This window comes from Acidiferrimicrobium sp. IK (genome assembly GCF_025499425.1).
Taxonomy (GTDB): domain Bacteria; phylum Actinomycetota; class Acidimicrobiia; order Acidimicrobiales; family Palsa-688; genus Acidiferrimicrobium.
Genome location: NZ_JAIMCB010000016.1, coordinates 70,044 through 94,925, shown reverse-complemented (window position 1 = coordinate 94,925; position 24,882 = coordinate 70,044). Strand labels below are relative to the sequence as shown.

23 protein-coding genes are annotated in these 24,882 nt (G+C 69.0%); 14 read left to right on the top strand and 9 right to left on the bottom strand.

The genetic code is table 11. The features are described from left to right. Positions 1-83: 83 nt before the first annotated feature. From K6U06_RS21070 to K6U06_RS21045, 6 genes are read left to right on the top strand one after another with little or no spacing between them, the layout of a single operon-like run. Positions 84-1,265 carry an MCE family protein gene (locus K6U06_RS21070; RefSeq protein WP_262323947.1) on the top strand — a complete coding sequence of 394 codons (1,182 nt, stop codon included), beginning with the start codon at positions 84-86 and terminating at the stop codon, positions 1,263-1,265. Further along, the gene (locus tag K6U06_RS21065; RefSeq protein WP_262323946.1) at positions 1,262-2,407 is read left to right on the top strand and encodes an MCE family protein; all 1,146 of its coding nucleotides are present in this window, start codon (positions 1,262-1,264) and stop codon (positions 2,405-2,407) included. The genes K6U06_RS21070 and K6U06_RS21065 overlap by 4 nt, the downstream gene beginning before the upstream one ends. Continuing rightward, complete coding sequence (locus tag K6U06_RS21060) at positions 2,404-3,507, top strand: MCE family protein (RefSeq protein ID WP_262323945.1); 1,104 nt, start codon at positions 2,404-2,406, stop codon at positions 3,505-3,507. The genes K6U06_RS21065 and K6U06_RS21060 overlap by 4 nt, the downstream gene beginning before the upstream one ends. Further along, the gene (locus K6U06_RS21055; RefSeq protein WP_262323944.1) at positions 3,504-4,250 is read left to right on the top strand and encodes a hypothetical protein; all 747 of its coding nucleotides are present in this window, start codon (positions 3,504-3,506) and stop codon (positions 4,248-4,250) included. The genes K6U06_RS21060 and K6U06_RS21055 overlap by 4 nt, the downstream gene beginning before the upstream one ends. Positions 4,251-4,261: 11 nt before the next feature. Next, positions 4,262-4,699 (top strand): Crp/Fnr family transcriptional regulator, encoded by a 438-nt coding sequence (locus K6U06_RS21050; protein WP_262323943.1) that lies wholly within the window; start codon positions 4,262-4,264, stop codon positions 4,697-4,699. Continuing rightward, positions 4,699-5,583, top strand: coding sequence for an ABC transporter ATP-binding protein (locus K6U06_RS21045; protein WP_316044740.1), 885 nt, complete (start codon positions 4,699-4,701; stop codon positions 5,581-5,583). The genes K6U06_RS21050 and K6U06_RS21045 overlap by 1 nt, the downstream gene beginning before the upstream one ends. On the opposite strand, the gene K6U06_RS21040 is transcribed toward K6U06_RS21045, so the two are convergent. After that, complete coding sequence (locus K6U06_RS21040; RefSeq protein WP_262323942.1) at positions 5,570-6,334, bottom strand: SDR family NAD(P)-dependent oxidoreductase; 765 nt, start codon at positions 6,332-6,334, stop codon at positions 5,570-5,572. The genes K6U06_RS21045 and K6U06_RS21040 overlap by 14 nt on opposite strands. 185 nt (positions 6,335-6,519) lie before the next feature. Between K6U06_RS21040 and K6U06_RS21035 the strand changes: the two genes are divergently transcribed. Beyond that, positions 6,520-7,275, top strand: coding sequence for a FadR/GntR family transcriptional regulator (locus tag K6U06_RS21035; protein ID WP_262323941.1), 756 nt, complete (start codon positions 6,520-6,522; stop codon positions 7,273-7,275). Between the two features lie 121 nt (positions 7,276-7,396). Continuing rightward, positions 7,397-8,608, top strand: coding sequence for a CaiB/BaiF CoA transferase family protein (locus K6U06_RS21030; RefSeq protein ID WP_262323940.1), 1,212 nt, complete (start codon positions 7,397-7,399; stop codon positions 8,606-8,608). Between the two features lie 10 nt (positions 8,609-8,618). Here K6U06_RS21030 and K6U06_RS21025 read toward each other — a convergent pair whose 3' ends face one another. Then, positions 8,619-9,482 carry an enoyl-CoA hydratase/isomerase family protein gene (locus K6U06_RS21025; RefSeq protein WP_262323939.1) on the bottom strand — a complete coding sequence of 288 codons (864 nt, stop codon included), beginning with the start codon at positions 9,480-9,482 and terminating at the stop codon, positions 8,619-8,621. Positions 9,483-9,564: 82 nt separating this feature from the next. Between K6U06_RS21025 and K6U06_RS21020 the strand changes: the two genes are divergently transcribed. Further along, positions 9,565-11,139: an AMP-binding protein gene (locus tag K6U06_RS21020; RefSeq protein WP_262323938.1), complete on the top strand. Its 1,575-nt coding sequence runs from the start codon at positions 9,565-9,567 to the stop codon at positions 11,137-11,139. An 8-nt stretch (positions 11,140-11,147) separates the two neighbouring features. Here K6U06_RS21020 and K6U06_RS21015 read toward each other — a convergent pair whose 3' ends face one another. Genes K6U06_RS21015 through K6U06_RS21005 form a run of 3 tightly spaced genes read right to left on the bottom strand, consistent with a single transcriptional unit; the run spans position 11,148 to position 14,778 of the window. Then, entirely contained in the window at positions 11,148-12,143 is a 996-nt protein-coding gene (locus tag K6U06_RS21015; RefSeq protein ID WP_262323937.1) for an SMP-30/gluconolactonase/LRE family protein, read from the bottom strand. Between the two features lie 36 nt (positions 12,144-12,179). Next, positions 12,180-13,562, bottom strand: coding sequence for a phosphotransferase family protein (locus K6U06_RS21010; RefSeq protein WP_262323936.1), 1,383 nt, complete (start codon positions 13,560-13,562; stop codon positions 12,180-12,182). A 37-nt stretch (positions 13,563-13,599) separates the two neighbouring features. Continuing rightward, the gene (locus K6U06_RS21005; RefSeq protein ID WP_262323950.1) at positions 13,600-14,778 is read right to left on the bottom strand and encodes an acyl-CoA dehydrogenase family protein; all 1,179 of its coding nucleotides are present in this window, start codon (positions 14,776-14,778) and stop codon (positions 13,600-13,602) included. Between the two features lie 95 nt (positions 14,779-14,873). On the opposite strand from K6U06_RS21005, the gene K6U06_RS21000 reads away from it, so the two are divergent. From K6U06_RS21000 to K6U06_RS20985, 4 genes are all read left to right on the top strand, one after another. Beyond that, entirely contained in the window at positions 14,874-16,211 is a 1,338-nt protein-coding gene (locus tag K6U06_RS21000; RefSeq protein WP_262323935.1) for a MaoC family dehydratase N-terminal domain-containing protein, read from the top strand. A gap of 197 nt (positions 16,212-16,408) precedes the next feature. Beyond that, entirely contained in the window at positions 16,409-17,287 is an 879-nt protein-coding gene (locus K6U06_RS20995; RefSeq protein ID WP_262323934.1) for a spirocyclase AveC family protein, read from the top strand. Positions 17,288-17,351: 64 nt separating this feature from the next. Further along, positions 17,352-18,356 (top strand): DUF2889 domain-containing protein, encoded by a 1,005-nt coding sequence (locus K6U06_RS20990; RefSeq protein WP_262323933.1) that lies wholly within the window; start codon positions 17,352-17,354, stop codon positions 18,354-18,356. Positions 18,357-18,500: 144 nt separating this feature from the next. Continuing rightward, a complete protein-coding gene (locus K6U06_RS20985) occupies positions 18,501-19,184 on the top strand; it encodes a TetR/AcrR family transcriptional regulator (RefSeq protein WP_262323932.1) in 684 nt (227 codons plus the stop codon). Between the two features lie 26 nt (positions 19,185-19,210). Here the strand turns inward: K6U06_RS20985 and K6U06_RS20980 are convergent, their stop codons facing one another. Continuing rightward, the gene (locus K6U06_RS20980; protein WP_262323931.1) at positions 19,211-20,443 is read right to left on the bottom strand and encodes an acyl-CoA dehydrogenase family protein; all 1,233 of its coding nucleotides are present in this window, start codon (positions 20,441-20,443) and stop codon (positions 19,211-19,213) included. A gap of 131 nt (positions 20,444-20,574) precedes the next feature. Here K6U06_RS20980 and K6U06_RS20975 point away from each other — a divergent pair, with 131 nt between their 5' ends. Further along, entirely contained in the window at positions 20,575-22,224 is a 1,650-nt protein-coding gene (locus tag K6U06_RS20975; RefSeq protein ID WP_262323930.1) for a thiolase C-terminal domain-containing protein, read from the top strand. 92 nt (positions 22,225-22,316) lie between these two features. Here K6U06_RS20975 and K6U06_RS20970 read toward each other — a convergent pair whose 3' ends face one another. The 3 genes from K6U06_RS20970 to K6U06_RS20960 all read right to left on the bottom strand — a co-directional run bounded on the left by K6U06_RS20970 (position 22,317) and on the right by K6U06_RS20960 (position 24,862). Continuing rightward, positions 22,317-23,519: a cytochrome P450 gene (locus K6U06_RS20970; RefSeq protein WP_262323929.1), complete on the bottom strand. Its 1,203-nt coding sequence runs from the start codon at positions 23,517-23,519 to the stop codon at positions 22,317-22,319. 175 nt (positions 23,520-23,694) lie between these two features. Then, entirely contained in the window at positions 23,695-23,967 is a 273-nt protein-coding gene (locus K6U06_RS20965; RefSeq protein ID WP_262323928.1) for a hypothetical protein, read from the bottom strand. Between the two features lie 109 nt (positions 23,968-24,076). Next, on the bottom strand, positions 24,077-24,862 hold the full coding sequence (locus tag K6U06_RS20960) for an enoyl-CoA hydratase/isomerase family protein (protein WP_262323927.1): 786 nt from the start codon (positions 24,860-24,862) through the stop codon (positions 24,077-24,079). Between the last annotated feature and the right edge of the window lie 20 nt (positions 24,863-24,882).

Genomic DNA, 24,882 nt, shown 5'->3' with positions numbered 1-24,882 from the left:
CTCGGTCGTCGGTTGTTGGTCGCACCCGAGATCAAACTCGGGCCAACACGACGACCGGTGGATGCCCCTCAAACGGCGCGGAGATGCTGGTCAGGGGCTCCTTCGCCTATCCGCGCGGCCTCTTAGTCGGCGTAATCATCCTCGCCGGCGTTGTCGGAGTTGTCGTGGCCCGCTCCGGACAGACGTCGATGCGGACAATACGCGCCGTCTTCGCGCAGGCGCCCGGACTGTACGCAGGCAATCACGTCGACGTCCTGGGGATGCCGGTCGGATCCGTCACGTCGGTGTCCCCCCAGCCGGGCGGAGTGCTGGTCACCATGTCCGTGCAGAAGCGGTGGAAGATCCCGGCTGGCGTGTCGGCGATCCTGGATGCGCCACAGGTGGTCAATGATCGCAACGTCGAGCTCTCCCCGGCCTACGGCGGAGGACCCACGCTGGCCGACGGCGCGACCCTCCCCGTCACCCGGACCTCCGAGCCGCTCACAGTGGACCAGATCCTCGGCACTCTCAACTCGCTGTTCGTCGCACTCGGACCCACCGCAGCGGACAAGTCCGGTGTGCTCTCCAACCTGATCACTCAGCTCAACCGTCAGCTTGACGGGCAGGGCCAGCCGCTGCACGACACCATTGCGGCGGCCTCCGCCGCCGCCACGGGGCTGGCCGCCGACGCTCCACAGCTGGCTGGCACGCTCAGCCAACTGGACTCGTTCGTCTCGGTGCTGGCTGCCGACAGTCAGAACTACGAACAGTTCACTTCCTCACTCTCCGGCGCCGCTGGTCAGCTCAACGATGAGAGGGGTCAGTTGGCGGCGGCTCTGTCGACCCTGCAGCAGACGCTGGCTGACGTCGCCACGTTCGTAAAGGCCAACGGATCAGCGATCGGTGGCACCGTCCGCAACCTGGATACGGCGGTGTCGGCGGTGGCCGCCCAGCAGCGCAGCCTGGCCCAGGCGCTGGAGCTGACGCCCCTGGCCGGCCAGAACCTCTCCAACACCGTGGGCATCGATTACACCGTTCCCGGCCAACCGAAGAAGGTGATCATGGCTCGCGTTGATGGCGCCGGTGATTCCCTCGGAGCGCTCCAGACCATCTGCGGTTCTGACACGGCCCGCGCGGTCCGGCAATTCGTCGAGGGCAACAAGACCACGACCCTTGACCCGATCTGCGCATTCGGTGCCGCCGCCGCCGAGCTCCAGCTGGCTCCCGGCGGTCCCGCCGGCCCCGATATGTCCCTCCCCGCTCTCCTGGCGGCGCAGCGCCGATGAGCAGGCAGTCGCGCTTTCGCTGGGCCGGTTTCGCCGCGGCTGCCAGCGCAGTCGCAGCGCTAGTCAGCGGCTGCGGCGTCAGCCTTCAGTCGCTACCCCAGATCGGGGGAACGGCAAGCGGCTACCGGCTCAACGCGGTGTTCGCCAACGTGCAAAACTTGGCGCCCAACGCAGAGGTGCGTGAAGGCGATGCCGTTATCGGGCGGGTCACCTCGATCAAGGCTCGCGACTACCAGGCGTTGGTCGGTATGACCATCCAGCACGGCGTCGACCTGCCGGCGGGCACCACGGCCGAGGCCCGGTTCTCGACCCCGCTCGGTGACGAGTTCATTGCCTTGACCGTCCCACCTATCAATCCGGGGCACCCCCGCTTGAGGCCGGGCGCGACCCTCTCCGCTGCCCAGACCCGGGCCGCCCCGAGCGTGGCCGACACCTTCGCTGCCCTCGCTGCAGTGCTCTACGGGGGAGGCCTCCAGCAGGCCGAGAGTGTCGTCTCCGAACTCAACCAGGTCCTCGGAGGCCGCGGGCCCGAGATCGGGACCCTCCTCTCGCAGCTCAACAGCACCGTTACATCGCTCGCCTCCAATGACGCCAGCATCGACCATGCCCTGAGGTCGGTCGGCAACGTGGCGGGCCAGCTCGACGCCGGGAGCTCGTCCATCGTCGCCGCTCTCAACACGCTGCCGGTCGCGGCACAGACGCTGGAGGACAATACGGCGGCCCTCCACCAGTTGCTCGCGGGCGTCAACAAGCTGACGCCGGCGGTCACCTCTCTGTTGCAGACGAGCGGCGCCAATCTGATCGCGGACAGCAAGCAGCTCGCGCCGGTCTCCCTGCAGCTGGCCGGGATCCAGGATCAGATCGGGCGGGACCTCACCGACGTCAACCGCTTCCTCGACGCTGCCAAGCACGTGGCCCCAGCCGGTTATGCACAGGCACAGGTCGACTTCGTCGGGATATTCCCCGGCGTGTCATGCACCCCTCACTTGATTCCCGCCGCCAATCCAGCGCACTGCAACCCTTTGAACCCACAGTCCAACTACGTGCCGCCTGACGGGCTGAGCACCGACAGCTCGTCCCAGCCCGCCGGCTCGTCTCAGTCCTCTGGAGCCCTCGACCAGTTGGGGGCGTCGGTCCCGTGACCGGAAAGATCGTGATTCGCCTCGGTCTGCTGACTGCCATCGTCCTCGCCGGGGTGTCCTACATCCTCTTCAGCGTCCTCCAGCTCAGGGTGGGCGCCCAGCCCTACGCGGTGTCGGTACAGCTGTCCCGTGCCGGGGGCCTCTACAGCGGAGCATACGTCGCCTACCGGGGCGTCGACGTTGGCCGAGTCTCGAGCCTGTCGCTGCGTCCGGAAGGGGTGACGGCGCACCTTCGCGTCAACCCCGGCACCAAGATCCCTGCGGACAGCCAGGCGGCGGTCCACGACCTCTCGGCGGTCGGCGAGCAGTACCTCGACTTCACACCGCCGAACTCCGTTCGGGCCGCTCTCGCGGCATCGGGGCCGTGGCTGCACGACGGGAGCGTCGTGCGCTCGAGCAGCACTACGGTGCCCGTCACCGTCGAAGACGTACTGATCCACGCTGGCGGCTTCACCAACAGCGTCAACACCGTGGCCTTCTCCAGGCTGCTCGACACGCTTACCACCACCCTGCAGGGCAGCGGCCCCCAGCTGCACATCCTTCTCGACTCGACCGAGCGCCTCTTCTCTACCCTCGGGACGGTGGCGCCCCAGGCCAACGACTTGATCGATCAGGGGAGAACTCTCCTGGCGACGGCGCAGGCCACCAACCCAGACGTGCGGAGCTTCTCCGCCAGTCTGGCTTCACTAACCGCTCAGCTCGACAGCTCTTCCGCTGATGTCACGAGCTTGCTGTCCAATGGCACCGCGGCGGCGACCCAGTTGCAGGCCCTGCTAGCCGCCGACACCTCGTCGGTCATTTCGCTCACCGGTCACTCGGCCACCGTCGCCGACGTGGCCGACAACAATCAGCCGGCAGTTCAGGCTCTCTTGCAGGTATTGCCGGTAGTCACGAGCAACCTTCAGGGGACGATCGGACCAGGCACCATCAACGCCAAGTTCTTCCTAAACGACAGCGAACCAACCTGTACCTACGCCAACGCCCCGATGGGTGAGCCCACCGCGGCGTCGGCACCGCTTGACCTCAGTCGAACCTGCACGTCCAGCGGTCCCACGCTCCAACAGCGGGGATCCGCCAACGCACCGGGAGTCCAACCATGACCGACAACGCCGCCCCATCCTCCACTTTGCCCCAACCAGCCATGGCCCAGTCCGGTGAGGACCTGCTCTCCCGGTGGCGCCACAGCGGTGAGGTAGGCCTCGTAGAGCCCGAGGCTCCCATGCTGGCTGCCCAGGACACGGACGAGAGTTCCGGGTTGACAACGAGCGGGCCGGGCGCCGGCGAGGAGGAGGCGCCCGGCGAGGGGGAAGAGGCATTCGGCGATGACGCCCCGCGGCGGGCGGGACGCGCCCGGCGGCTCTTTTCCCACCTGACGGTGGCACGGACGATGGTGAGCGTGGTGCTGATCGCCGCGCTCGGCGCGGCCGGATGGTTCGCCTACCAGAACCACACCAACAGCGCGGCGGCCGCGGACCGCGCCGCCGCGGTCAACGCCGCGAAGTCCGACGCGCTGGCGCTGGCCACCTACGACTACAACCACCTCAACCAGTTCTTCGCCGAGGTGAAGTCCTTCTCGACGCCCGGTTTCGGCACCACGTTCAACAAAGGGGCGCAGAGCCTGGTCAAGGTCCTCACCCAGTACAAGGCGACCTCCAGCGCCAAGCTGGCGTCTTACGGCGTGAAGAGCGCCAGCGGTAACCGGGTCACGGTCCTCGTCGTCGTCGACCAGACCGTCGCCAACTCGGCGTCCAAGACGCCCTCGGCCCAGACCGAGGCGTTCGAGTACACAATGGTCCACCAGGGCGGCCGCTGGCTGCTCGACGTCGCCGCCTCGGTGCATTAAGGGGAATCGTGATGGTCTTCCGGCTGCAACGCAACGACAAGATCGAGCGGATCAAACGCCTGAGCATCCTCGAGGGCCTCTCCCGGTCCGACCTGGCCGCCATCGCAGAGGTCGTCGTCGAAGAGGAGGTGTCCGCCGGCGGCGTACTGACCCGTGAGGGACAGCAAGGCGGGGTGGCCTACGTCATTGTGTCGGGAACCGCTGAGGTCACCCGAGGCGGCCGTTCGCTCGCGGTGGTCGGGCCGGGCGAGGTGGTCGGGGAGATGTCGCTGCTCGACGGCGAGCCGCGCACCGCGACGGTCACCGCCACGACCGACCTCCAGGTGCTGGTGGTCGACGCCACCGACTTCAACGCCTTGCTCGCGGAGGTCCCCCGCCTGGCCTTCGCCATCCTCGGCACCCTCGCCCGCCGTATCCGGACCCTCGACACCATGGTGGAGAGCCTCTGATGTTCGCCAAGACCCGATCCGACCCCGTCGTCGTCCCCGACGACGCGATCATCTCAATCCGGGGGGTGACCAAGCAGTTCGGCTCCCACCGGGTGCTCGAAGACGTCACCTACGACGTTCCCCGGGGCAAGACCACCGCCATCCTCGGCCCGTCCGGGACCGGCAAGTCCGTCATGTTGAAGGTGATCATCGGCCTGCTGCGGCCCGAGGCCGGGCAGATCTACGTCGACGGCGACCCCGTCGTCGGCGTGTCGGAGAAGGAGCTGCTGCGGATCCGGCGGAAGTTCGGGGTCCTGTTCCAAGACGGGGCGCTGTTCGGCTCGATGAGCCTCTACGACAACATCGCCTTCCCGCTGCGGGAGCACACCAAGGCTTCCGAGCGCGAGATCCGGGTGAAGGTGATGGAGAAGGCGGAGCTGGTCGGGCTGGTCGCCCACCTGAAGAAGCTCCCCGGCGAGGTGTCCGGCGGGATGAAGAAGCGGGCCGGGCTGGCCCGGGCGCTGGTCCTCGACCCGGAGATCATCCTCTTCGACGAGCCCGACTCCGGGCTGGACCCGGTGCGCGTCGCCTACCTCGACGAGCTGGTCAACACCGCCCAGGCGGAGACCGGAGCCACCTTCTTCATCATCACCCACAACATCGAGTCGGTGAACCGCACCGCTCACTACATGGGGCTGCTTTTCCGTTCCAAGCTGGTGGCGTTCGGACCCAAGGAGGAGATGAACGCCATGGACAACCCGGTGGTCCGCCAGTTCTTCGCGGGCCGGGCCAGAGGTCCGATCTCGATGGACGAGATGGCCGAGGGCGACAGCGAAGACTCGGGCCCCGCGCCTGCCTCCCCTGGCGGGGGCCAGGCCGAGCCGGTGGGGGTCAGCGGGGACTGAAGCGCTGGCCGGCATCGAGGCGGATGGTGCCCCCGTTGAGCATCGGGTTGTCGACTATGGCGGCCACCAGCTTGGCGTACTCGCCGGGACGGCCCATTCGGTGGGGGAAGGCGGCCCCCTCGGTCAGCTTGGCCTTCATCTCGTCGGGCACGCCCTTGACCGCGCCGGTCTCAAACAGGCTGGGGGCGATGGCGTTGACCCGGATGCCGACAGAGCCGAGGTCCCGGGCCATCACCAGCATCATGCCAGCGATGCCGGCCTTGGAGGCGCTGTAGGCGACCTGGCCGATCTGGCCCTCGAAGGCAGCGATCGACGCCGTGTCGATGATCACGCCCCGTTCGCCATCCTCTGGCTCGTTTTTGCTCATGTGCCAGGCTTCGAGCCGGTTGAGGTTGAATGTGCTGACCAAGTTGAGCTCAACCACCATGCGGAAGCTCTCGAGGTCGTGCGGGCCGTCCTTGGAAAGAGTCCGTTTGCCGATCCCGCCGCCCGCTGTGTTGACCGCGACGTGCAGGGCTCCGTGGGTGTCGACGACCTCTTGGAGGGTCGCCTCGGTGGCGTCGGCGTCGGTGATGTCGAGAGGGTGGAAGCTCGTCGTGCCGCCGATGGCCTCGGCCACCTCCTTGCCGGCAGAGGAAGGTAGATCGACGATGGCAACCGTCGCGCCTTTCGACGCCAGGAGCTCTGCCGACGCCCGAGCCATGCCCGACCCTCCGCCGACGACGACCGCGACTTTCCCGTTGATCTCCATGCCCGGAGGTTATCCGGCAGCGAGTTTGGGGTTACGGAGCGGGGGCCATCCGCTCGTTCACCGCCTGTCGAAGTCACCGTTGAGTATCTGGAAGGCTGGTCTACCATGCGTCCGTGACGGGCACCGTTGGCCCGGGGACACTTCGGGAAGGATGTCGGGATGCCGAGAGCCCAGCGCAGTCGAGGGTGGCCGACGGCCCCGTGAGCGAGCTGCGCGACACCAACGGGGAGAGCCTCAAATCGGGAGAGCAGGTCGCGCGGGACCTGCGGAGCAGGATCGCTCGCGGCGAACTACAGCCGGGTGACCGGCTGCCGCCCGAGGACGAGCTGATGACCCGATTGGGCCTGGCCCGCACAACCGTGCGTGAGGGCCTGCGGATCCTCGAGTCCCAGGGGCTCATCGAGGTGCGGCGGGGCCGGCAGGGCGGAGGTCGGGTGACCCACCCGAAGGTGGACCACCTGGCCCAGGCCCTAGCCCTGACCCTCCAGCTGCAGCGTGTCACCTACGCCGACTTGGACGCGGCCAGCCAGCTCATCGAGCCGGCGCTGGCCGGCCGCCTGGCCGACCACCACACCGACGAGGACGTCGCCGCGCTCAGCGCAGTGGTGGACCGGGCGGCTGCCGCGGCCCGCAACTTCGACCGTCAGGCCTTCGGTGCCGCGGCCACCGAGCTGCACGAAGCGGTTGTGGCCAGGGCCGGCAACACCACCCTGGCGACGATCTCCCGCCTGCTCCACGAGCTGCGTGCCGAGTACTACTCGTGGGCCAGCCTGGCGAGCGACCAGGCCCGTTTCGACCGGGCAGTGCGCTCTTACCGGAAGTTGGTCCGCCTCGTCGAGCAGGGCGACGGAGTCGCCGCGGAGGCCCACTGGCGGGCGCAGCTGGCCTACATCTCCAAGTACTCCAGGGCGGATGTCGACAGGCCGATCAGGTTCATCTGAAGCGGCGAGGCCGGCGTCCGCCAGGCCCCGGGGCGCACGCCTCGCGCTAAAGTAGCTGTCGAATTTTCGGAAACCCTGTGCGTGGTGGCATGCGGACGGGGTCGAACATGGGGAGGCTGTTGTGACCGCACCGTTGTCTGGAGTGCGCATCGTCGAGCTGGCCGGGTGGACCTTCGTCCCGGCTGCAGGGGCGTTCCTAGCCGACCTGGGCGCGGACGTCATCAAGGTGGAGCCCCCGGGCGGGGACCCGCAGCGGGCTCTCCAAAACCTGCTCAACTTCGGAACGTCGGGACCCAACCCTTTCCTCGAGATCCCCAACCGGGGTAAGCGGTCCATGACCATCGACTTGCAGACCGAGGCCGGGCGGGAGGTCCTCAAGAAGGTCGTGGCTAGCGCGGATGTCTTCCTCACGAGCTACCTGCCGGCGGTCCGGGAGCGCCTCGGCGTCGACGTCGACGACCTGAGGGCTGCCAACCCCAACCTCATATACGTCCGTGGCAGCGGGTGGGGCCCGAAGGGCCCGATGCGCAACGTTGGCGGCTACGACCTCGCCGCCGGCTGGGCCAGTAGCGGCCTGGCCGACAAGTTGAACGACCCGGAGACCGACGGACCGCCGCCGGCCCAACCGGCTGCCTTCTTCGACCTCCAAGGGGCCAACACCATCGCCGGCGCGATCTCCACCGCCCTGTTCCATCGTGAGCGCCACGGCGAGGCGGCCGTTGTCGACGTCTCGCTCCTCGCGACCGGGTGGTGGACGATGGCACCTGACATCACCTCCGCTCCGTACACGCCGTTGTCGGGGTCCCACGCCGACCGAACCCAACCGGGCAACCCGCTGACCAACTCGTATCGCGCCGGCGACGGCCGCTGGCTGTACCTGGTGTGCCTCCAGGCCGACCGGTTCTGGGCTGAGGTGTGCCGGGTCATCGAGCGCCCGGACATGATCGACGACCCTCGCTTCGCTGATGCCACCGTCCGGCGCCAGCACATCAAGGAGTGCGTGGGGGAGATGGACAAGGCTTTTGCCAGTCGCCCGCTCAGCGAGTGGATACAGCGCTTCGAGGGGTTTAGCGGAGTGTGGGCCCCGGTCATCAACGCGCTGGAGGTCCACGACCACCCCCAGGCGGCGGCCAACGGCTATCTGCCCGAGGTCTCCGCTGCCGACGGCACCACCTTCAGGCTGCCGGCCGCCCCGATCCAGTTCGACGAGGTCCCGTCGGCGCCGCGGGCGGCTGCGCCGGAGGCCGGTCAGCACACCGAGGAGATCCTGCTCGAGGCCGGCTACGACTGGGAGCAGATCGCGGAGCTGCATGCCGCCAAGGCGCTCGGGTAGCCGCGGCCGCTCAGCGGTACTTCGGGGTGCGTTTCTCCGCCCACGCCCGGACAGCCTCTCCGTGCTGGTGGGTGGAGGAGCTGCGCACCATGTTGGCGATCTCCAGCGGTAGCGCGTCGGCGAGATCCAGCCTCGTCGCGTTGCTCACGTTGGCCTTCACGTACCGCCAGGTCAGCGTCGGCCCCGCTGCGATGTCCGCCGCCCACGACCGGGCGTCGGCCGCCAGGTCGGCGTCGCCGCTGATCCGGTTGAGCAGGCCGGCGCCGAGGGCCTCCTCGGCCGGCATCGACCGGCCGTCCACGAGCCACTCGAGGGCCCGGGCCGGGCCGAGCAGGCGGGTGAGGAACCAAGGGCCGCCGAAGTCGCCGGCGAGGGCGAGTTTCCCCCACCCTGGGACCAGGGTGGCGGAGCGGGCAGCGATGCGAAGATCGCAGGCCAGGGCCAGTGCCATGCCGGCGCCTACAGCCGGCCCCGGAAGGGCGGCGAGCACGATCTGAGGATGGGCTGCCAGGCGCGGGACGACCGACGTCCAGGCCGACAGCTGGTCGACGCGCTCCTCGTATGACGGCCGCCGCGCGCTTCGCTGGGCGGAGCCGTCGCGCACGTCCCCGCCGGCGCAGAACGCGCTACCGGCGCCGGTGAGCATCACGCAGCCGACATCCGAGTCGGCGGCAAAGGCGTCGAGGGCGGCGTGGATCCCCGGGTACATCGCCGGGTTGAGGGCGTTGCGACGCTCTGGCCGGTTGAACGTGATGACACCGACGCCGTCGGCACCGATCTCGGCGGTGAGAAAGTCGGTGCCGGTGTCAATCGACTTGATCGTTGTGATCGGCGTATCCACCGCGCCGGAGGTGCCGGTATCTGCCTCGGTCATGTGGGTCCTCCCCGTCCGCCGTCGTCCCGGCGCGACCTGGCTATAATAGCTAGCGAATTAACGTTCGGAGGGAGCACCACCGATGACCGACGATACGCAACGCTTGGGGTTCTGGTGGATCGCCGAGGACCACCCGGACCTACCCGCAGTGGTCTCGTCGCCGAGTGGCACCCGCACCTACGGGGAGCTCGCCGGCGATGCCCACCAGCTGGTCCACGCCCTGCGGGCTGCCGGTCTCGTCGACGGGGACGTCGTAGCGGTCCTCGCCGCCAATGACATTGGCATCGTCCGGGCTTCACTGGCCACCCAGGAGGCGGGGTGGTACTTCCTGCCCCTCAACTATCACCTGTCCGCCGACGAGGTGGTCGGAATCCTCTCCACTGCGGGGGCCGCGGCGCTCCTGGTCGACACCACGACGCCTGAGCTGGCCACGTTGGCCGCCAAGCTGCGGGCCAGCGGAGCTATCCCGAGCCGTTCTTTCACGTCGGGTCCCGATGTGGAGGGATTCACCCCCCTGGCGTCTGCGCTTGCTGCCCAACCCCGCACCCTCCCGTCGGATCGACGTTCGGGTGCAGTGTTCTCCTTCACCTCCGGCACGACCGGGCTGCCTAAGGGCATCCGGCGGCCCCGCCCTCCGGGCGACCCCTCGGCCGAGGCGTCGAACGCCAGCCTGTTCGGACGGGCGTTCCACTTCCAGCAATTGGGCGGGATCCATCTGGCTTCTGCGGCGATGCACCACGTGGGGACCCACTCCTTCTACATTGGTGCGCTCAACGTCGGGCAGGCTTTGTCGATCCTCCCCCGCTTCGATCCCGAGGCGACGCTCGCCGCCATCGACCGCGACAAGGTGACTACCGCCTACATGGTGCCAACCATGTTCCACCGGCTGATCCAGCTCCCCCAAGAGGTGAGGGACAAGTACGACCACTCCCACCTCCAAGCTGTGGTCCACTCGGCTGCCCCGTGCCCGATGGCGCTCAAGCAGAAGATGATGGACTGGTGGGGGCCGGTCATCTGGGAGACCTACGGCGGTACCGAGGGCGCCGCCACGATCGCCAAGCCCTACCGGTGGCTCGAGAAGCCGGGCACGGTGGGCCGTGCCGTGCGGGGCGTGAAGATCGCCATCCTTGATGACGACGGCAACCCGCTGCCCGCCGGCGAGGTAGGGCACGTGTTCATCGAGACCGGCGGGGATCCCTTCGAATATCACGGGGAGGGTGGGGTCGAGGCCACCCAGTCGGTGTTCAGGGGCCGGATGTTCACCATCGGTGACCTTGGGCTGCTCGACGAGGACGGCTACTTGTTCATCCGCGACCGGGCCAAGGACATGATCATCTCGGGTGGCGTCAACATCTACCCGACCGAAGTCGAGGCCGCGCTCCTCTCCCACCCGGCCGTCGGCGACGTCGCGGTCATCGGCGTCCCGAGCGACGAGTGGGGTGAGGAGATCAAGGCCGTGGTCGAGCCGGCGCCCGGGTACAGCGCGTCCGAAGGACTGGCCGCCGAGCTCATTGCCTATGTCCGGGAGCGCCTGTCCCACTACAAGTGCCCGCGAAGCGTCGACTTCCGGACCAGCCTGCCGCGCACCGACGCCGGCAAGCTCTACAAGCGTAAGATCCGCGACGAGTACTGGGCGCAGGCCGAGCGGCTGGTGTAGGGGGCGGATCAGGCGTCGAAGGCCAGCGCCAGGCCCGGACGGGGCCACGTCGCGCTCACCAGGCGGCCGGTCTCTGACAGGGTGACCCAGGCCGTACGTCGGTCGGGACCGCCGAAGCAGATGTTGGTGACCATGCGATCCGCACAGGCGGCCGGGAGTCGGGCCAGCTCCCAGGTGCCGTCGGGGGCCACCACGGTGATGCCGCTGTCGAGCAGGGTTCCAACCGCCACGTAGCCCTCTGCGTCGAGCGCAAGGGAGTCGAGCAACCGGTTGCCCGGCAGGCCGACGAGCAGCTGCTCGGTGTCGAGCGGCTGTCCCCGGAGCACCGTCGCTACGGTGTTGCCGGCACTCGGGGCCAAGACCCCGGGACCCGACAGGCGTCGCTGCTGGACGCTGCGGGTTTCGGTCTCGCTCCAGTACAGGCGGGTGCCGTCAGGGGAGAGGCCGATGCCGTTGGGGGCGGCGACCGGGAAGCACATCTCGAAAGCCCGTACCGCGCTCCCTCGTGCCACTGGCTCCGCCTGGCCGCACTCGACTACCGCCTCCGCCTGATCGGCGCCGGCCGGCACGTAGTAGATGCCGCCGGGCACCGACCGGCGCCGCCCGTGGGCCCCGTAGTCGGTGAACCAGAAGCCCCCGGTGCGGTCGAAAACGATGTCGTTGGGGGCCCGCAGCGGTTCGCCGCCCGCGTCGGTGAGCACGACCTCGACCGAGCCGCGGGCGAGGTCTACCCGCTCGATGCGACCCTTCCCGGTGGAGGGAAATCCTCCGTTGTTGCACAACCACGCCGCCCCGTCGGGGCCGATCGCCGCACCGTTGGGTCCTCCGCCGGGTTCCGCCACCACCTCCGTGCGTCCGTCGGGTCGCACCTTCGTCAGGGTGCCGCGCTGCATCTCGACGACCAGCACGGACCCGTCGAGCAGGGCCACCGGACCTTCCGGGAAGGCCAAGCCTTCGGCGACGACGTGGGCATCGCTCAGGTAGCCGCCGCCGGCGGGTGCCATCAGCGCTCCCGCCTCGTCACTGGTCCGAGGGGCAACTCAGGCCTCATTCCCGGGCGTAGCCGGCGGGGCGGGGACGCGGGGGTCGGGCAGGTGGCGGCTGGCCAGGACGCCCATGGCCCCGCCCATGGCGAGGTGTTCCCGCCGGACCGCGGCCCAGGCCGACGGGAGGAGGGCCGACGCGTCCAAGGTGCCGGCGTGCACTGCGTCGACCAGTGCCAGGCGGCCGGTGGCGGCGTCGGTCACCGGATGGCCGAGGAGGGCCTCGATGTCGCGTAGCTCCTCGGCGGCGAACGCCGCGCCGTGCGAGTCCATGCCCCGCAGGAACTTGAGGACCCGGGCCAGGCTCTTGGCCCGGCTGGCCGCGAACGGGTCGGTGATGTGGGGGACGATGATCTGGCGCAACTGCTCGAGGGCGGCGTCGTAGAGGATCGTCTGGGGCGTCTCGGCGTCGGCCGCGGCAGGAGCGGCGAGAGGCGGCAGCGTCACCCCGGTCGCCGCCGCCAGCGCCTCGACGGTGAGCCGCTTGTGGAGGGCGCCGTAGATCAGACCGTTGCCGACCTCGCCCAGCAGATCCCGGGCGCCGGCCTCGCGCGCCGCGGCGAGGATGGCGATGCGGACCTCGGCGAACACCATGTGGTAAGCGAGCCTGGCGCGGTCGACGGGACCGGCAAGGCGTTCGTAGTCGGCGACGAAGCGCTCGAAGTCGGGGACCGGCTCCTGGCTGTTGCGGGTGGCAAGCCACGCCAGGTCCTCGACCGGGTCGCCAAGGTGTGCCAGCTCCCAGTCCAGCACGGCGGTCACCCGGTGCCCGTCATGGAGGAAGTTGCCCGGACCGGTGTCGCCCTGCACGAGCGCCGGCGGGTCTGCCACGTCGGGGTTGTGGTCGCGGAGCCAGCGCATACACGCCAGGAGGAACGGCTCGGGACCGGCGCTGTCCTCCAGCCGCCGTTCCCACACGTCGATCTCGTTGGCGACTGCATCGCGCACGGACGCGGCGGGGAGAACCCCGGGCAGCTCCAACCGGGTGGCGTCCAACTCGTGGAGCGCTGCAAGCACCGTCACGAAGTGGTCCAGGATCTCCTGCTGCACCGCCCGGTCGAGACCGGCGAAGCGGGCCACACCGTCGACCTTCTCCATCACAGCGGCGGGCAGCTCCGGATGCAGAGCGACGACTTGGGGGACCGGCACCGGCGTGGGCCCGAGGGCGGTGTAGATCGCCGACTCCCGGCGCAGCGTGTAGTGCTCCCACGGCGGCGGGTCACCGGCGTCCGCCCGTAGGAACAGCTCCCGGGTGCGGCCGTCCCCGTCCTCGACGATCACGTCGAACGCCTGGTGGCGGCCGCCCCCCGGGCGCCGAAGGAGCGTCGCGGTGCGTGCTCCTGTGACCTCGGCCACCCATTTCTCCAAGTGATCTCCCATTTGTGCTCCCTGGCGCTTTCTGCCGGCTCGATCGGTCCTACGCAGGCCTGGGCTCGCGTGGCAAGCCGAGCACCCTCTCGGCGAGGAGGTTGCGTTGGATCTGGTGGGTGCCGCCGGCGATGGTGGCCTGCCGACTGGCAGCGAGCGCGAACGCGGGCCGCTCGCCCTCGCCGCCCGCCTCCCATGCCTGCGCCGCCGGGCCCGTGAAGCCGACGATGGCCTCGGCGGATGCCTGCTCGAGGTTGCCGGCGGCGACCTTCATCAGCGAGCCGGCCGCCGGGTGGCCGCCCGCCACCGCGCCCACCTTGATGCGGTCCCCCAACCACTCGAGGATCCGCTCCGCCGCGATCAGGCGCACCGCCTCTTGGCGGGCCACTGGATCATCCCGCCTGGTGGAGAGTGCTGCCACGGCCTGACGGCGCCGCCGCCCGCCGCCCGAGCCGCCCAGGTAGCCGCCGCGCTCGCCGCCGAGCGTTCCATTGGCGACGTCCCACCCGCCGTGCAAGCGGCCCAAGACCTCGTGGTGCGCGACGGTGGCTTGGTCCAGCCATACCTCGTTGAAGTGCCGTCCGCCGGCGATGTCGGTGAGCGGCCGGACCTCCACACCTCGGGAGTGCATGTCGAGGATGAACATGCTCAGACCCGCCTGCGGCTTGGTCGCCTCGAGGTCGGTGCGCGCGAGGACGATGCCGAAGTCGGCGTCGGCGGCGTAGGAGGACCAAACCTTTTGTCCCTCGAGGACCCACGAGTCGCCGTCGCGCACCGCTTTGGTGCGCAGCGCCGCCAGGTCGGACCCGGCGCCGGGCTCGGAGAACAGCTGGCACCACTGCTCCTTGCCTGCGAGCAGGGGAGGGAGGTAACGGGCCTTCTGCTCCTCGGAGCCGAAGCGCAGCACCGTCGGCGCGACCAGTCCGAGACCGATGCCGAGGGGGCGCAGCGAGGGGCAGTCGAAGTCGGACAGCTCGGCGGCCAGCGCCTGCGCATGGGAGGGGGTCAGGCCGCGCCCGCCGTACTCCTCGGGGATGGCAATGCCGACCAGGCCGGCGGCCGCCAACTGCTGCTGGAACGCCCGGGCCCGGGCCACGAACCCCTCGTGGTCGCCGCCGACACGGGCGATGGTGTCCTCTCGTTCGTCGTCGGACGCGGGGTCGCGTCGCGGCCAGTGGTCCTCGAGCCAGGATCGGGCCTCGGCCCGTAGCTCCTCGACGCTGATCATCACCAACTCCCCCTCCGGGCGGTCTCCCGGCACGAGTGCCTTGCGCCTGGATAAAATAGCAGTCTATTTTTGTCCTGACCAAGGGGAGGGCCTCTATGAGCACAGTCGAGTCCGGAACGCCGTCGAAGGGCCACGCCAAGTCACTGGACGTGGACCCTTCACTGGAAGCCGAGTTCGAGAAGGCCACTGCGTACGAGCTGACTGACGACGACATCGAGCGGGCCAAGCTGCTGCTCGGCGTCTTCCGGGCGTCGAGGTACCGCGAGCTGTACTCCGTGGCTACCCCCGACGCCATGCGCAACTGGTCCCTCGGCGTCGGTGACGACAACCCGCTGTACACCGAGGAGGCCTACGGGCCGACGACGCGGTGGGGATCCCAGATCGGCCACGGGACGATGGTTGGCCACGTCAAGACGCCGATGCTCGGCGACCCGATCCCCGACGAGCTGAAGAAGGCCACCAAGAGCCTGTTCCGGGGCATCCACGTGTTCGTCTCCGGAGGGACCTGGGAGTGGTTCCGGCACATCTACCCGGGCGACCGCATCTTCTCCTACGACGGCGAGGAGTCGATCGAGGTCAAGAAGTCCGAGTTCGCCGGGCGGTCGGTCATCCAGACCCGCAAGGACGTGGCCATCAACCAACACGGCGAGGTCGTCGGGGTTTACCGGATCCTGCGGGTGCTGACCGAACGAAAGACCGCCAGAGACAAGGGCAAGTACGCAGAGATCGAGCCGGCGCATTACACCGACGAGGACTACGAGCGCATCGACGCCATCTATGCGCAAGAGGGCCCCCGCGGTGCGGAGAAGCGCTACTGGGAGGACGTCGAGGTCGGCGACAGCGTCGGCGAAATGGTCAAGGGACCGCTGACCGTCACCGACATCATCGCCTTCCACGCTGGCGGCTATGGGTTCGTCCCCTACGGCTTGCGGGCCCAGCGGGTGGGTTACAAGAACCGGAAGCGAATCGCGCCCTTCTATATCCGCAACGAGCAGGGTGTGTGGGACGTAGCGCAGCGGCTGCACTGGGATTCGCAGTGGGCCAAGGCGATCGGGAACCCCATGGCCTACGACTACGGGGTGCTTCGCCAGGCGTGGTTCTACCACCAGGTGTCGGACTGGGCAGGCGACGACGCGTTCATCCAGAACCTGCAGGACTCGATCCGAAAGTTCAACTATCAGGGTGATACGCAGTTCCTGACTGGTGAGGTGACCGCCAAGTACGAGCAGGCCGGCCGCCGCCTGGTCGACCTGTCGCTCAAGATGGTCAACCAGCGGGGCACCGAGACGGCGTACGCATCCGCGACGGTGGCCCTTCCGTCCAAGACCCACGGCCTGCCGGTTGCGCCGGCATGCCCCGACGATCTGCGTACCGAGGCGGCCCACATGTTCGCCCGCCACAACGAGCTGTCAGCCCAAGCCGCCAAGAAGTAACGTCCGGCCTGCCCGGTTCTTGAGAGGCAACCCGTAGCAACTGCCCGGCCCGCCGTCGACGGCGCGCCGGGCGGTTGCCTGTTTGCTCCCGCACTGTCACACTTCGATTCGGCTCGACGACCTGGGGACTGACAATGCCGCTTCGGTGCAGTGCTCCTGCGCTGCTTTCTTCGACCGCACCCACGCCGCTGGGCTTGATGCACCCACCGGCGGTGTGGATCTACAACGTGGCGATTCCGATCTTCGGGAGCCTGATCATCCTGGCAGTCAGCGTCGACGCATTCAGGAAGCGGCAGCTCACTTGGGCGTGGTTGTTCGTTGTCTGCTCCGCGTTGGTGTGGTGGATGGAGACGATCGGGGACTGGGGTCAGGAGCTGGTCTACAGCCCACGTCTATCCCACTACCACACCAGCTGGTTGCCCTACACCACGCCCAACGACCCTTACTTCATGCCCTTTACCTACGCGGTGTACTGGACGGTGCACGCAGTCGTGGTGCTGGCGCTGGCTGCTCGCCTCGCCCGTTCGAGGGGGTGGACCCTGCTCAGAGCGGTAGTCGTGCTGTCGGTCCCGGTCGGAGTGGTCTGGGACTTGACCGTCGAGACTACCTCCGCGTACTTCGGGTGGTGGACCTACAACCCCGGGTTCGGACCGGAGATCCATTTTGCCCGCGGCAACCAGCCGCTGCTCTGGCCGATGATCCTCATGTGCATCTGGCCCAACCTCATCGCCTATGTCGCCGGCAAACCCCAGGCCCGGGGCCTAAATGTCATCGAGCGCAGCTTCGGGCTGGGGCGCATGATCCGCTCCCCCCGCAGCGAGGAGGTCGGGGTCGGTGAGCCGGGTGGCAGTGTCGCGCCGGGGGACGCCGGCACCGGGACCTTGGTCCACCGCTGGGCCCCGGCCGACCCCGCGACCGACCCGGGCTACGAGGTTGTCGGGCCCCGCTGGCGCTTCGAGGTGGCCCGCTTCGGGGCGTGGATGGTCACCTTCCAGGTCAGCTTCTTCGTGATCCTTTGCATCCCGCTGGTGCTGCTGCGCCTGGTCACGGGCCACGACAGCGTCTACGTCCCCTGAACGAGCACCCGCTCCTGAACGGAAACGACGCACCCAAAATGACCGGTAGGATACGAGGCATGCGGTGGGCGCGGTGATCCTGAGGCTCGAGCAGGCCGGTCCCCACGACCCGGTGGCCGGTACCCCTGCCCGGGTCCCGGGCTCAGTCCGCCGGACGACGACGATCGACACGAGCCGCCCCGACGGCCTCTTCGGGCAGGCGATCATGCGGGGAGCGGCCCGCGACGTGCTGACCATGGCGGACGGCTCGGCCTCGGTCGCAGCCACCGCACTGATCGAGGCGGTCATCGACCCGCGGACCGGGCAGATCGTTACCTTGCACACCAACCCGGCGCCTGCGGGTGTAGACGGGCTGGCGGGGGCCTCGGTGATGTCGCGGTTCCGGGCCACGCTCGACGCCACGCTGCCCGGCATGGGGTCTACTGGAGCTCCGCTGTACCTGCTCCTCGACGATCTGCCCGGCGCCGCGCTGGTCGGGGGCTACTCGTTCCTGCGGGGTGACGCCCTGGTGGATTCGGGCCGCAAGGCCGGCATCAAGGTCGACATCTGCGCCGGCTGGGCCGACGGGTCGACCATGGTCGACGCCATCCGGACCACGGGCAAGGCGGCCACCCCCATCGGGCCGACGGCTCCGGCTCTGGTGAACCCCGACGACCCGGCCGGCTGGCACGACATGGGAGCGGGGCCCGGGCCGCACGGGACCCGGCGGCTCCGTCGTATCGATGTCGGTCCCGACCGGGACGACGGGCGCTGCACCCTCGACGTGCTGTTCCGGGACTCGCACTGGGACGAGGACGGCGAGGAGACCGTGATCCACGAGTACTCCCTCTCAGCCGAGGTCGACCCGCCCACCGGGCGCATCACCAGCATCGACGCCAGCGCCGACGTACTGCCGTGGATGGAATGCCCTGGGGCGCTGGCCAGCGCCTCTCGGGTGGTGGACCGGGACTTCGCCGACCTGCGCCAGTGGGTCCGCAGGGAGATGACGGGCACCTCCACGTGCACCCACCTCAACGACACCCTGCGCTCTCTCGCCGATCTGGGGGCGCTGCTCTCTCTTCGGGGTTGAGGCGTCCGCAGGTTGTGCCCCGCAGCGGCTTTACTGTGGGCTTCCCATGACCGTCCGTGCCCACCCGATGATGTCCCGGCAGGCGTCGTGAGCGCCGATCCCTCCGTGGGCGTCGCTCCGGCGGTCGGTTCTGAAGCTTCTCCCGTGAACGAGGCGCAGCCGGGTGGGGCTCCTGCCATCGGTGGGATTCCTACTGTTGGTGAGGCTCCGGTCGATCCTAAGCCCGGCCCGGGGCGCCCCCGCAACCTGAGCCCCGACATCGAGAGGCGACGCATCCTGGACGCGACCATCGAGGTGCTGCGCCGCCACCAGTACGCGTCCTCGAGCGTGCGCGACATCCTGGCGGAGGCCGGGCTCGGAACCCGGTCGTTTTACCGCCACTTCCAGAGCAAGGACGACCTGCTGTGGGCGGTCTACCGGCGAGAAGCGGAGTCCTTTGCCCGCCGGGTCGCCGCCGCGGCAGCTGCGAGCTCATCGGCCCTGGACGCCATCGGTGCGTGTGTCGAGGAGTACCTGTCCGTCTTCTACCGCCGCCGGTGGGCGGAGCGGGCATCGGCACTGCAGTTCGCCCAGTTCGAGCGCGACGATGGTCACGACGCCGACCGGCTGCAGGCCATCGACTTGGCGGTGGTGCCCCTGGCCGCCGCCATCCGGGCCGCAGTCGAGGAGGGGGTGGCCCACTCCGTCGACCCCGAGCTGGACGCCCGCACCATCCGGGACATGGCCTTCTCCGTCGCTCGGATGCCTGGAATGCAGCGGCCGAAACGCCTCGCCGACGCGGTGGACCACTGCCTGCGCTACGTGCGCGGGGCGCTCGGCATCGAGTAGCCACCGGCGCCCATGGGGCCGCCGAGCTAGCCCGCGGCGGGCTCTCGCGGCAGGCCGAGGGCCCGTTCGCCGATCACGTTGCGCTGGATCTCGTCGGTGCCACCGCCGATCCGTGACCCGGCTGCGCCGAGGGCAGAGCGCACCGGCTTGCCGCCGAGGGGCGCATCATCGCCGGCCAGCATGCCATCGGCACCGAGCACGTCGAACACCAAGTCCCGCGACTCCAGGCAGGCGGCCACCAACGCCAGCTTGGCCAGGTTGCCCTCAGCCCCCGGGTAGGAGGCGCCGACCTCGCGCAGCTTCTGTCCGAGCATCCGGTTGATGCGAGTCCGTATGTAATAGTGCGCCAGGCGGTCCCGCAGGACCGGGTCGTCGATCCGGCGGCGCTCCTGCGCCAGCGATACGAGGACCTTGGATCCCACCGCGTACTCGACCCGGGCGGAGGTCTTGACCCCGCCCTCGGCGACCACCTCGCCGACGGGGCGGTCCAGCTGCCCCGCTATGGCTCCGGACGGGACAGCCACCAGGCCGGCGGGGGTGTGGTCGCCAGCGGCAGCGCGCTCGTGGCGCAGCGTCGTGCGGGCTACGCTCCAGCCGTCGTTTACCTCGCCGATGACGTCGTCATCGCGGATCAAGCAGTCGGTCAGGAACACCTCGCAGAAGCTGGCGTCGCCGTTCATCTGCACCAGCGGCCGGACTTCGACGCCCGGCTGGTCCATGTCGAAGGCGAACATGGTCAGCCCCAGGTGCTTGGGAGCGGCCGGATCGGTACGGGCCAGGAGCAGGCCGCGGCGGGCGACGTCGGCCGCGGAGTTCCACACTTTCTGGCCGGTGACGACCCATCCGCCGTTCCGGCGGACCGCGCTGGACGTCACCCCGGCCAGGTCGGATCCGAAGCCTGGCTCGCTGAAGAGCTGGCACCATGACTCCTCGCCGGCGGCGATGGCGGTGACGTACTTCTCCTTCTGGGCGTCGGAGCCGTGGTCGAGGATGGTCGGAGCGCACAGCGAAACGGCAACGCCGCCCGTCGGCGGGGCGACCACGCCTACCCGGCTGAACACCTCGGTGACGGCCCGAGCGTCGCGCCCAAGCGCCCCGCGCCCGCCGAGGCCCAAAGGCCAAGTGGGCTGCGACAGGCCGGCGGTCGCCATCGCCGCCCACCATTCGCGCACTGTGGCCGTGGGCTTCCAGTGCTCGGCGACCAGTGCCTCGGCGGCCTCGCGCAGGGCCTGCGGTCCGGCGTCGGTGAGCGTGGGCACGGGAAGACTCCTCTCGGTGGGGAGGGCGCCCGGCTGCAGCGGCCCTCTGATCGGCAAAATAGCACCCTATTTGAGGCGGCGGCCGATGTGAGCAGGACGCCGCAAACAGTGCACCGATAGAGTTGATTCCGATGACCGACGCCCCGGTACGCCCGCTGCCGCAGTTGACCCCGTGGAACGAGTGGTGGTGGACGTCGGGGGCCGATGGCGCGCTGCGCTTCGCCCGCTGCCCGCTCTGCGCGAAGTGGGTCAACCCGGCCCAAGCCCGCTGCCCCTTCTGCCACGACGGGCTGCCGGCGCCCGAACCGGTGGCCGGCACCGGGACCGTCGTCGGCTTCACGGTCAACGTGCAGCAGTGGCTGCCTGAGTTCCCGCCGCCCTACGTGATCGCAGTGGTTGAGCTGGACGAGGACCCGACGCTGCGGATCACCACCAACGTGGTCGGGTGTCCGCCCGAGGAGGTGCGCATCGGGCAGCGGGTAGCGGTGGGGTTCGATCACCAAGAGGACGTCTGGGTCCCGGTCTTCCATCCCGTCGAGGGGCCAGACCGGCCCGGTCTGGTCGACCTGCCCGTCGTCGACGCGCCGACGCCCATCGGCACCCGTCCTAAGTTCGAGGATCGGGTGGTGGTGAGCGGCATCGGGATGTCGCGTGTCGGGCGACGGCTCATGGTCGATCCGCTCGGGCTGACCGTCGACGCGTGTCTGGAGGCCATCACGGACGCCGGCCTCACCGTCGCGGACATCGACGGCGTGGCCAGCTACCCCGGGCCGATGGGCCACGGTATGTCCGAGGGGGGTGTCAGCGCGCTGGTCGAGGCTCTCCGGTTGCAGCCGACGTGGGTCAACGGCGGCCCCGAGACACCGGGCCAGATCGGCTCGATCATCTCCGGGATGCTGGCGGTGGCGTCGGGACTCTGCCGCCATGTGCTGTGCTTCCGCACGGTCTGGGAGGCTACCTACGCGCAGCTGGGCCGGGAGGGTCGCCTGCCTCCCGAGCCGGGCCGGGTGAGCGGGACCAGCCAGGAGTTTCGCTTCCCCTTCGGGGCGACATCGGCTGCCAACTGGATTGCCATCACCGCCTCGCAGTACTTCCACCGCTTCGGCGGTGGACGCGAGACCCTCGGGTGGATCGCCCTCAACGCCCGGGCCAACGCGGCCCGCAACCCGGCGGCCATCTACCGCGATCCGCTGACCATGGACGAGTACATGGACGCCCGCATGGTGAGCAGCCCCCTAGGCTTGTACGACTGCGACGTTCCCTGTGATGGGGCGGTGGCGGTCATCGTCTCGGCTGCGGAGACCGCCGGCGACCTGCGGGTGACGCCTCTCAAGGTGGAAGCGGTCGGGACGCGCATCACGGAGCGCCTGACGTGGGACCAGGGCACCCTGACTCACCTTCCTCAAATCTTCGGTCCGGCGGCCCACATCTGGACCCGCACGGACCTTCGCCCGGCCGACGTCGACGTAGCCCAGATCTACGACGGGTTCACATTCAACTGCCTGTCGTGGCTCGAGGCACTTGGCTTCTGCGGCATCGGCGAGAGCGCCGAGTTCCTCGACGGCGGCAAGCGCATCGCCCTCGACGGCGAACTTCCGCTCAACACCGCCGGCGGTCAGCTGTCGGCCGGGAGACTCCACGGGTACGGCTTTGTCCACGAGGCGGTCACCCAGCTGCGGGGAGCCGGCGGCGACCGCCAGGTCGCGGGCGAGCCACGCGTGGCCATGGTCGCCGCCGGCGGCGGCGTACCAACCGGGTGCTTCCTGCTGCGGACGCCCTAGCGGCAGCCGCTGGCCACGCCAAGGAGACCCCGCCCCGATATCCAGTTGTCCACCGGCCGGCACGGGCACCTGGGCCTCGAGGCTGTGAGCGCTCAGTCCCAGCGCAGCGCCAGCGAGTCCAATCCGAACATGCCGCCATGCTCCACCACCTCGACCGAGCCGTCGATGCGGTAGTCGGGGATGCGGGCATGCCACTCCTCGAGCGCGATACGCAGTTCACGCCGGGCCAGGTGGGAGCCGAGGCAGCGGTGAGGGCCGAGGCCGAACGCCACGTGGTTGTTGGGTGAGCGGTCGATGACCACCTCGGTCGGGCGGTCGAACTCTTTGGGATCCCGGTTGGCGGAGCCCAGCGCCACCATCACCCGGTCGCCGTCGGCCATCGGGCAGCCCGAGATCTCGGTGGCTTCGGTGACCTTGCGCCCCGGAGCGACGAACGAGAACACCCGCAGCAGCTCCTCGATCGCCGACGGGATGATGGCCGGGTCGGCGACGATGCGCTCCCGGTCGGCCGGCGTGGATCCGAGATGCCAGAACGAGTACGCCAGCTGGATCGACACGGTGTCGAGGCCGGCCATGAACATGAGCAGGCACCAAGACAGCAGGTCGTCCTCGGGGATCGGGGCGCCGTCGATCTGCCACGTCAGCGACGTGGAGAGCAGGTCGTCGCGCGGTGACTGGCGCCGGTCGGCGATCAACTCCTGGAAGTAGCCCATGACCTCGAACATGGCCGTCACGGCGAGGTCCGCGTCCTGGTCGGCGTTGTGGAGGATGGCATGCTCCCACGCCATGAACCGGTCGAGGTCCTCGACCGGCAGGCCCATGAGGTCGAGGAAAATCGAGGTCGGGAATCGCCACGCGAAGTCCTCGAGGAAGTCACAGTGGCCTCGCTCTACCAGGGGTTCGATCAGCTCGACGCAGCGGGTCCGCACCTTCTGGTCGAGGGCCTCCATGGCCTTCGGAGTGAAGTGGGGGGACAGCAACTGCCGCCACCGGGTGTGCTCCGGCGGGTCGAGCATCTCCGGGATCCACTTGTAGGGCGGGTCCGGCTCGTAGGGCACGACGATGCTCGACGAGAAGGTCCCGGGTTTCTGCAGGGCCTCGCGGACACCGGCCGAGTCGGTCAGCACCCAGAACCCCTCGCCGAAGGTCGAGCGCACGACCGGGTGCATCTCCCGTAGGCGGTCGAGGGCCTCCAGGTGAGAGAGTGCTGCCCCCTTCCCCGTGAAGTCGTAATGCACGACGGGGCAGGCGCCGCGTTCCGCCCCGCCGGATGTGTCGGTGTCAACCGTGGTCACTGATCCCCCCTGTGGAAACTAAGTCGCCACCTATTTTAGTCACACCGGGGACGAACAGCTAACAGGTCACCGCCTCGGCTGGCCCCCTGCCCTCGGGCGGCACCGGTGATGCGCGCGATGTCGCCGGCCCGTCACTTGGTCAGCTCGTAGCCGACCCACCCCTCGGGAGCGGTCGTCAGTCGGACGAGGGGAGGGGTTTGGCGTCCTTAATCGGTATCACTACCCCGTCGACGGTGAGGGTGCCCGCGCCGCCCTTGGTGCAGAGCAGCTCCAGGGTCCCTGCGTCGTCTGCGTAGCGTTTGCCCAGTTGGGTGCCGCCGGCCTTGTCGGGATCGATCACTGCTCCTGCCGGCGGTTCCGTGCCGTACGCGATCATCTCGACTCCGCCACAGGCCAAGCTGACCGGGCCGCTCGGGGCGCGCACCGTGATGACCTCGGTGTCACACACTGCGCTACGCCAGCGCGATCCAGGCTTCAAGTCCACTTCTGTCCTCCACGTGTTGCGACTGAATGATTGAACCTATCGCCCTGGAACAAGGACCACCGACCCCGGAGCACTAGCGGATCTCGGTCGGACGCTCCAAAGGGAAGGTCGAGCGGGCCTCCCCCGGCCGGGGGTTGCCGATATGGGTGTAGGCCAAGCCGTTTTGCAGGGCCATCGTCCGGGTCATCTCCAGGGCCTCCCAGATGGCCCGGACCGTGCCCTGCACCGCCTCGGGGCGGCGGCGGGCGATGCCGTCGGCCAGCTCCCGGGCCCGGGTACGCAGTGAAGCGGTCGGGACGACCTCGCTGACCAAGCCCAGCCGCAGGGCGGTCTCGGCGCCGATGCGCTCCTCGTTGCCGGTGAGCGCCCAGCGGAGCACGTCCCCGAGCGGAACCCCCCGGTGTAGAAGGCCGATCGGTTCCAGCGCGGAGACGATCCCTCCGTTGGCATGGGGATCGAAGAACTGGGCATCCTCGGAGCAGATCACGATGTCCGATTCGTTGACGAAGTACTGGCCACCGCCGGCGCACATGCCGTTGACCGCAGCGATGACCGGCTTCCAGACCTTGTGGTGCTTGGGGCCGAGGAACGCCCCCGGGTCCACCTGGTTCCAGATGTTCTGCCCGATCCACCACGCACCGGCCTTGATATCGATGCCGGTGCAGAACGCCCGGTCGCCGTTGGCCTGGAGCACCGCGACGTGGACGTCGTCCTCGTCTCTCACCGCCTCCCAAACCTCAGTCATCTCCCCGGCCATGGTTTCGTTGAACGAGTTGAGCTTGTCGGGGCGGTTGAGGGTGATCGTCGCGATGTGGTCGGAGACCTCGAACTCGATGGTCTCGAACGTGGTGGTCGTCAACTCGGCTCCCCTGGGTGGTC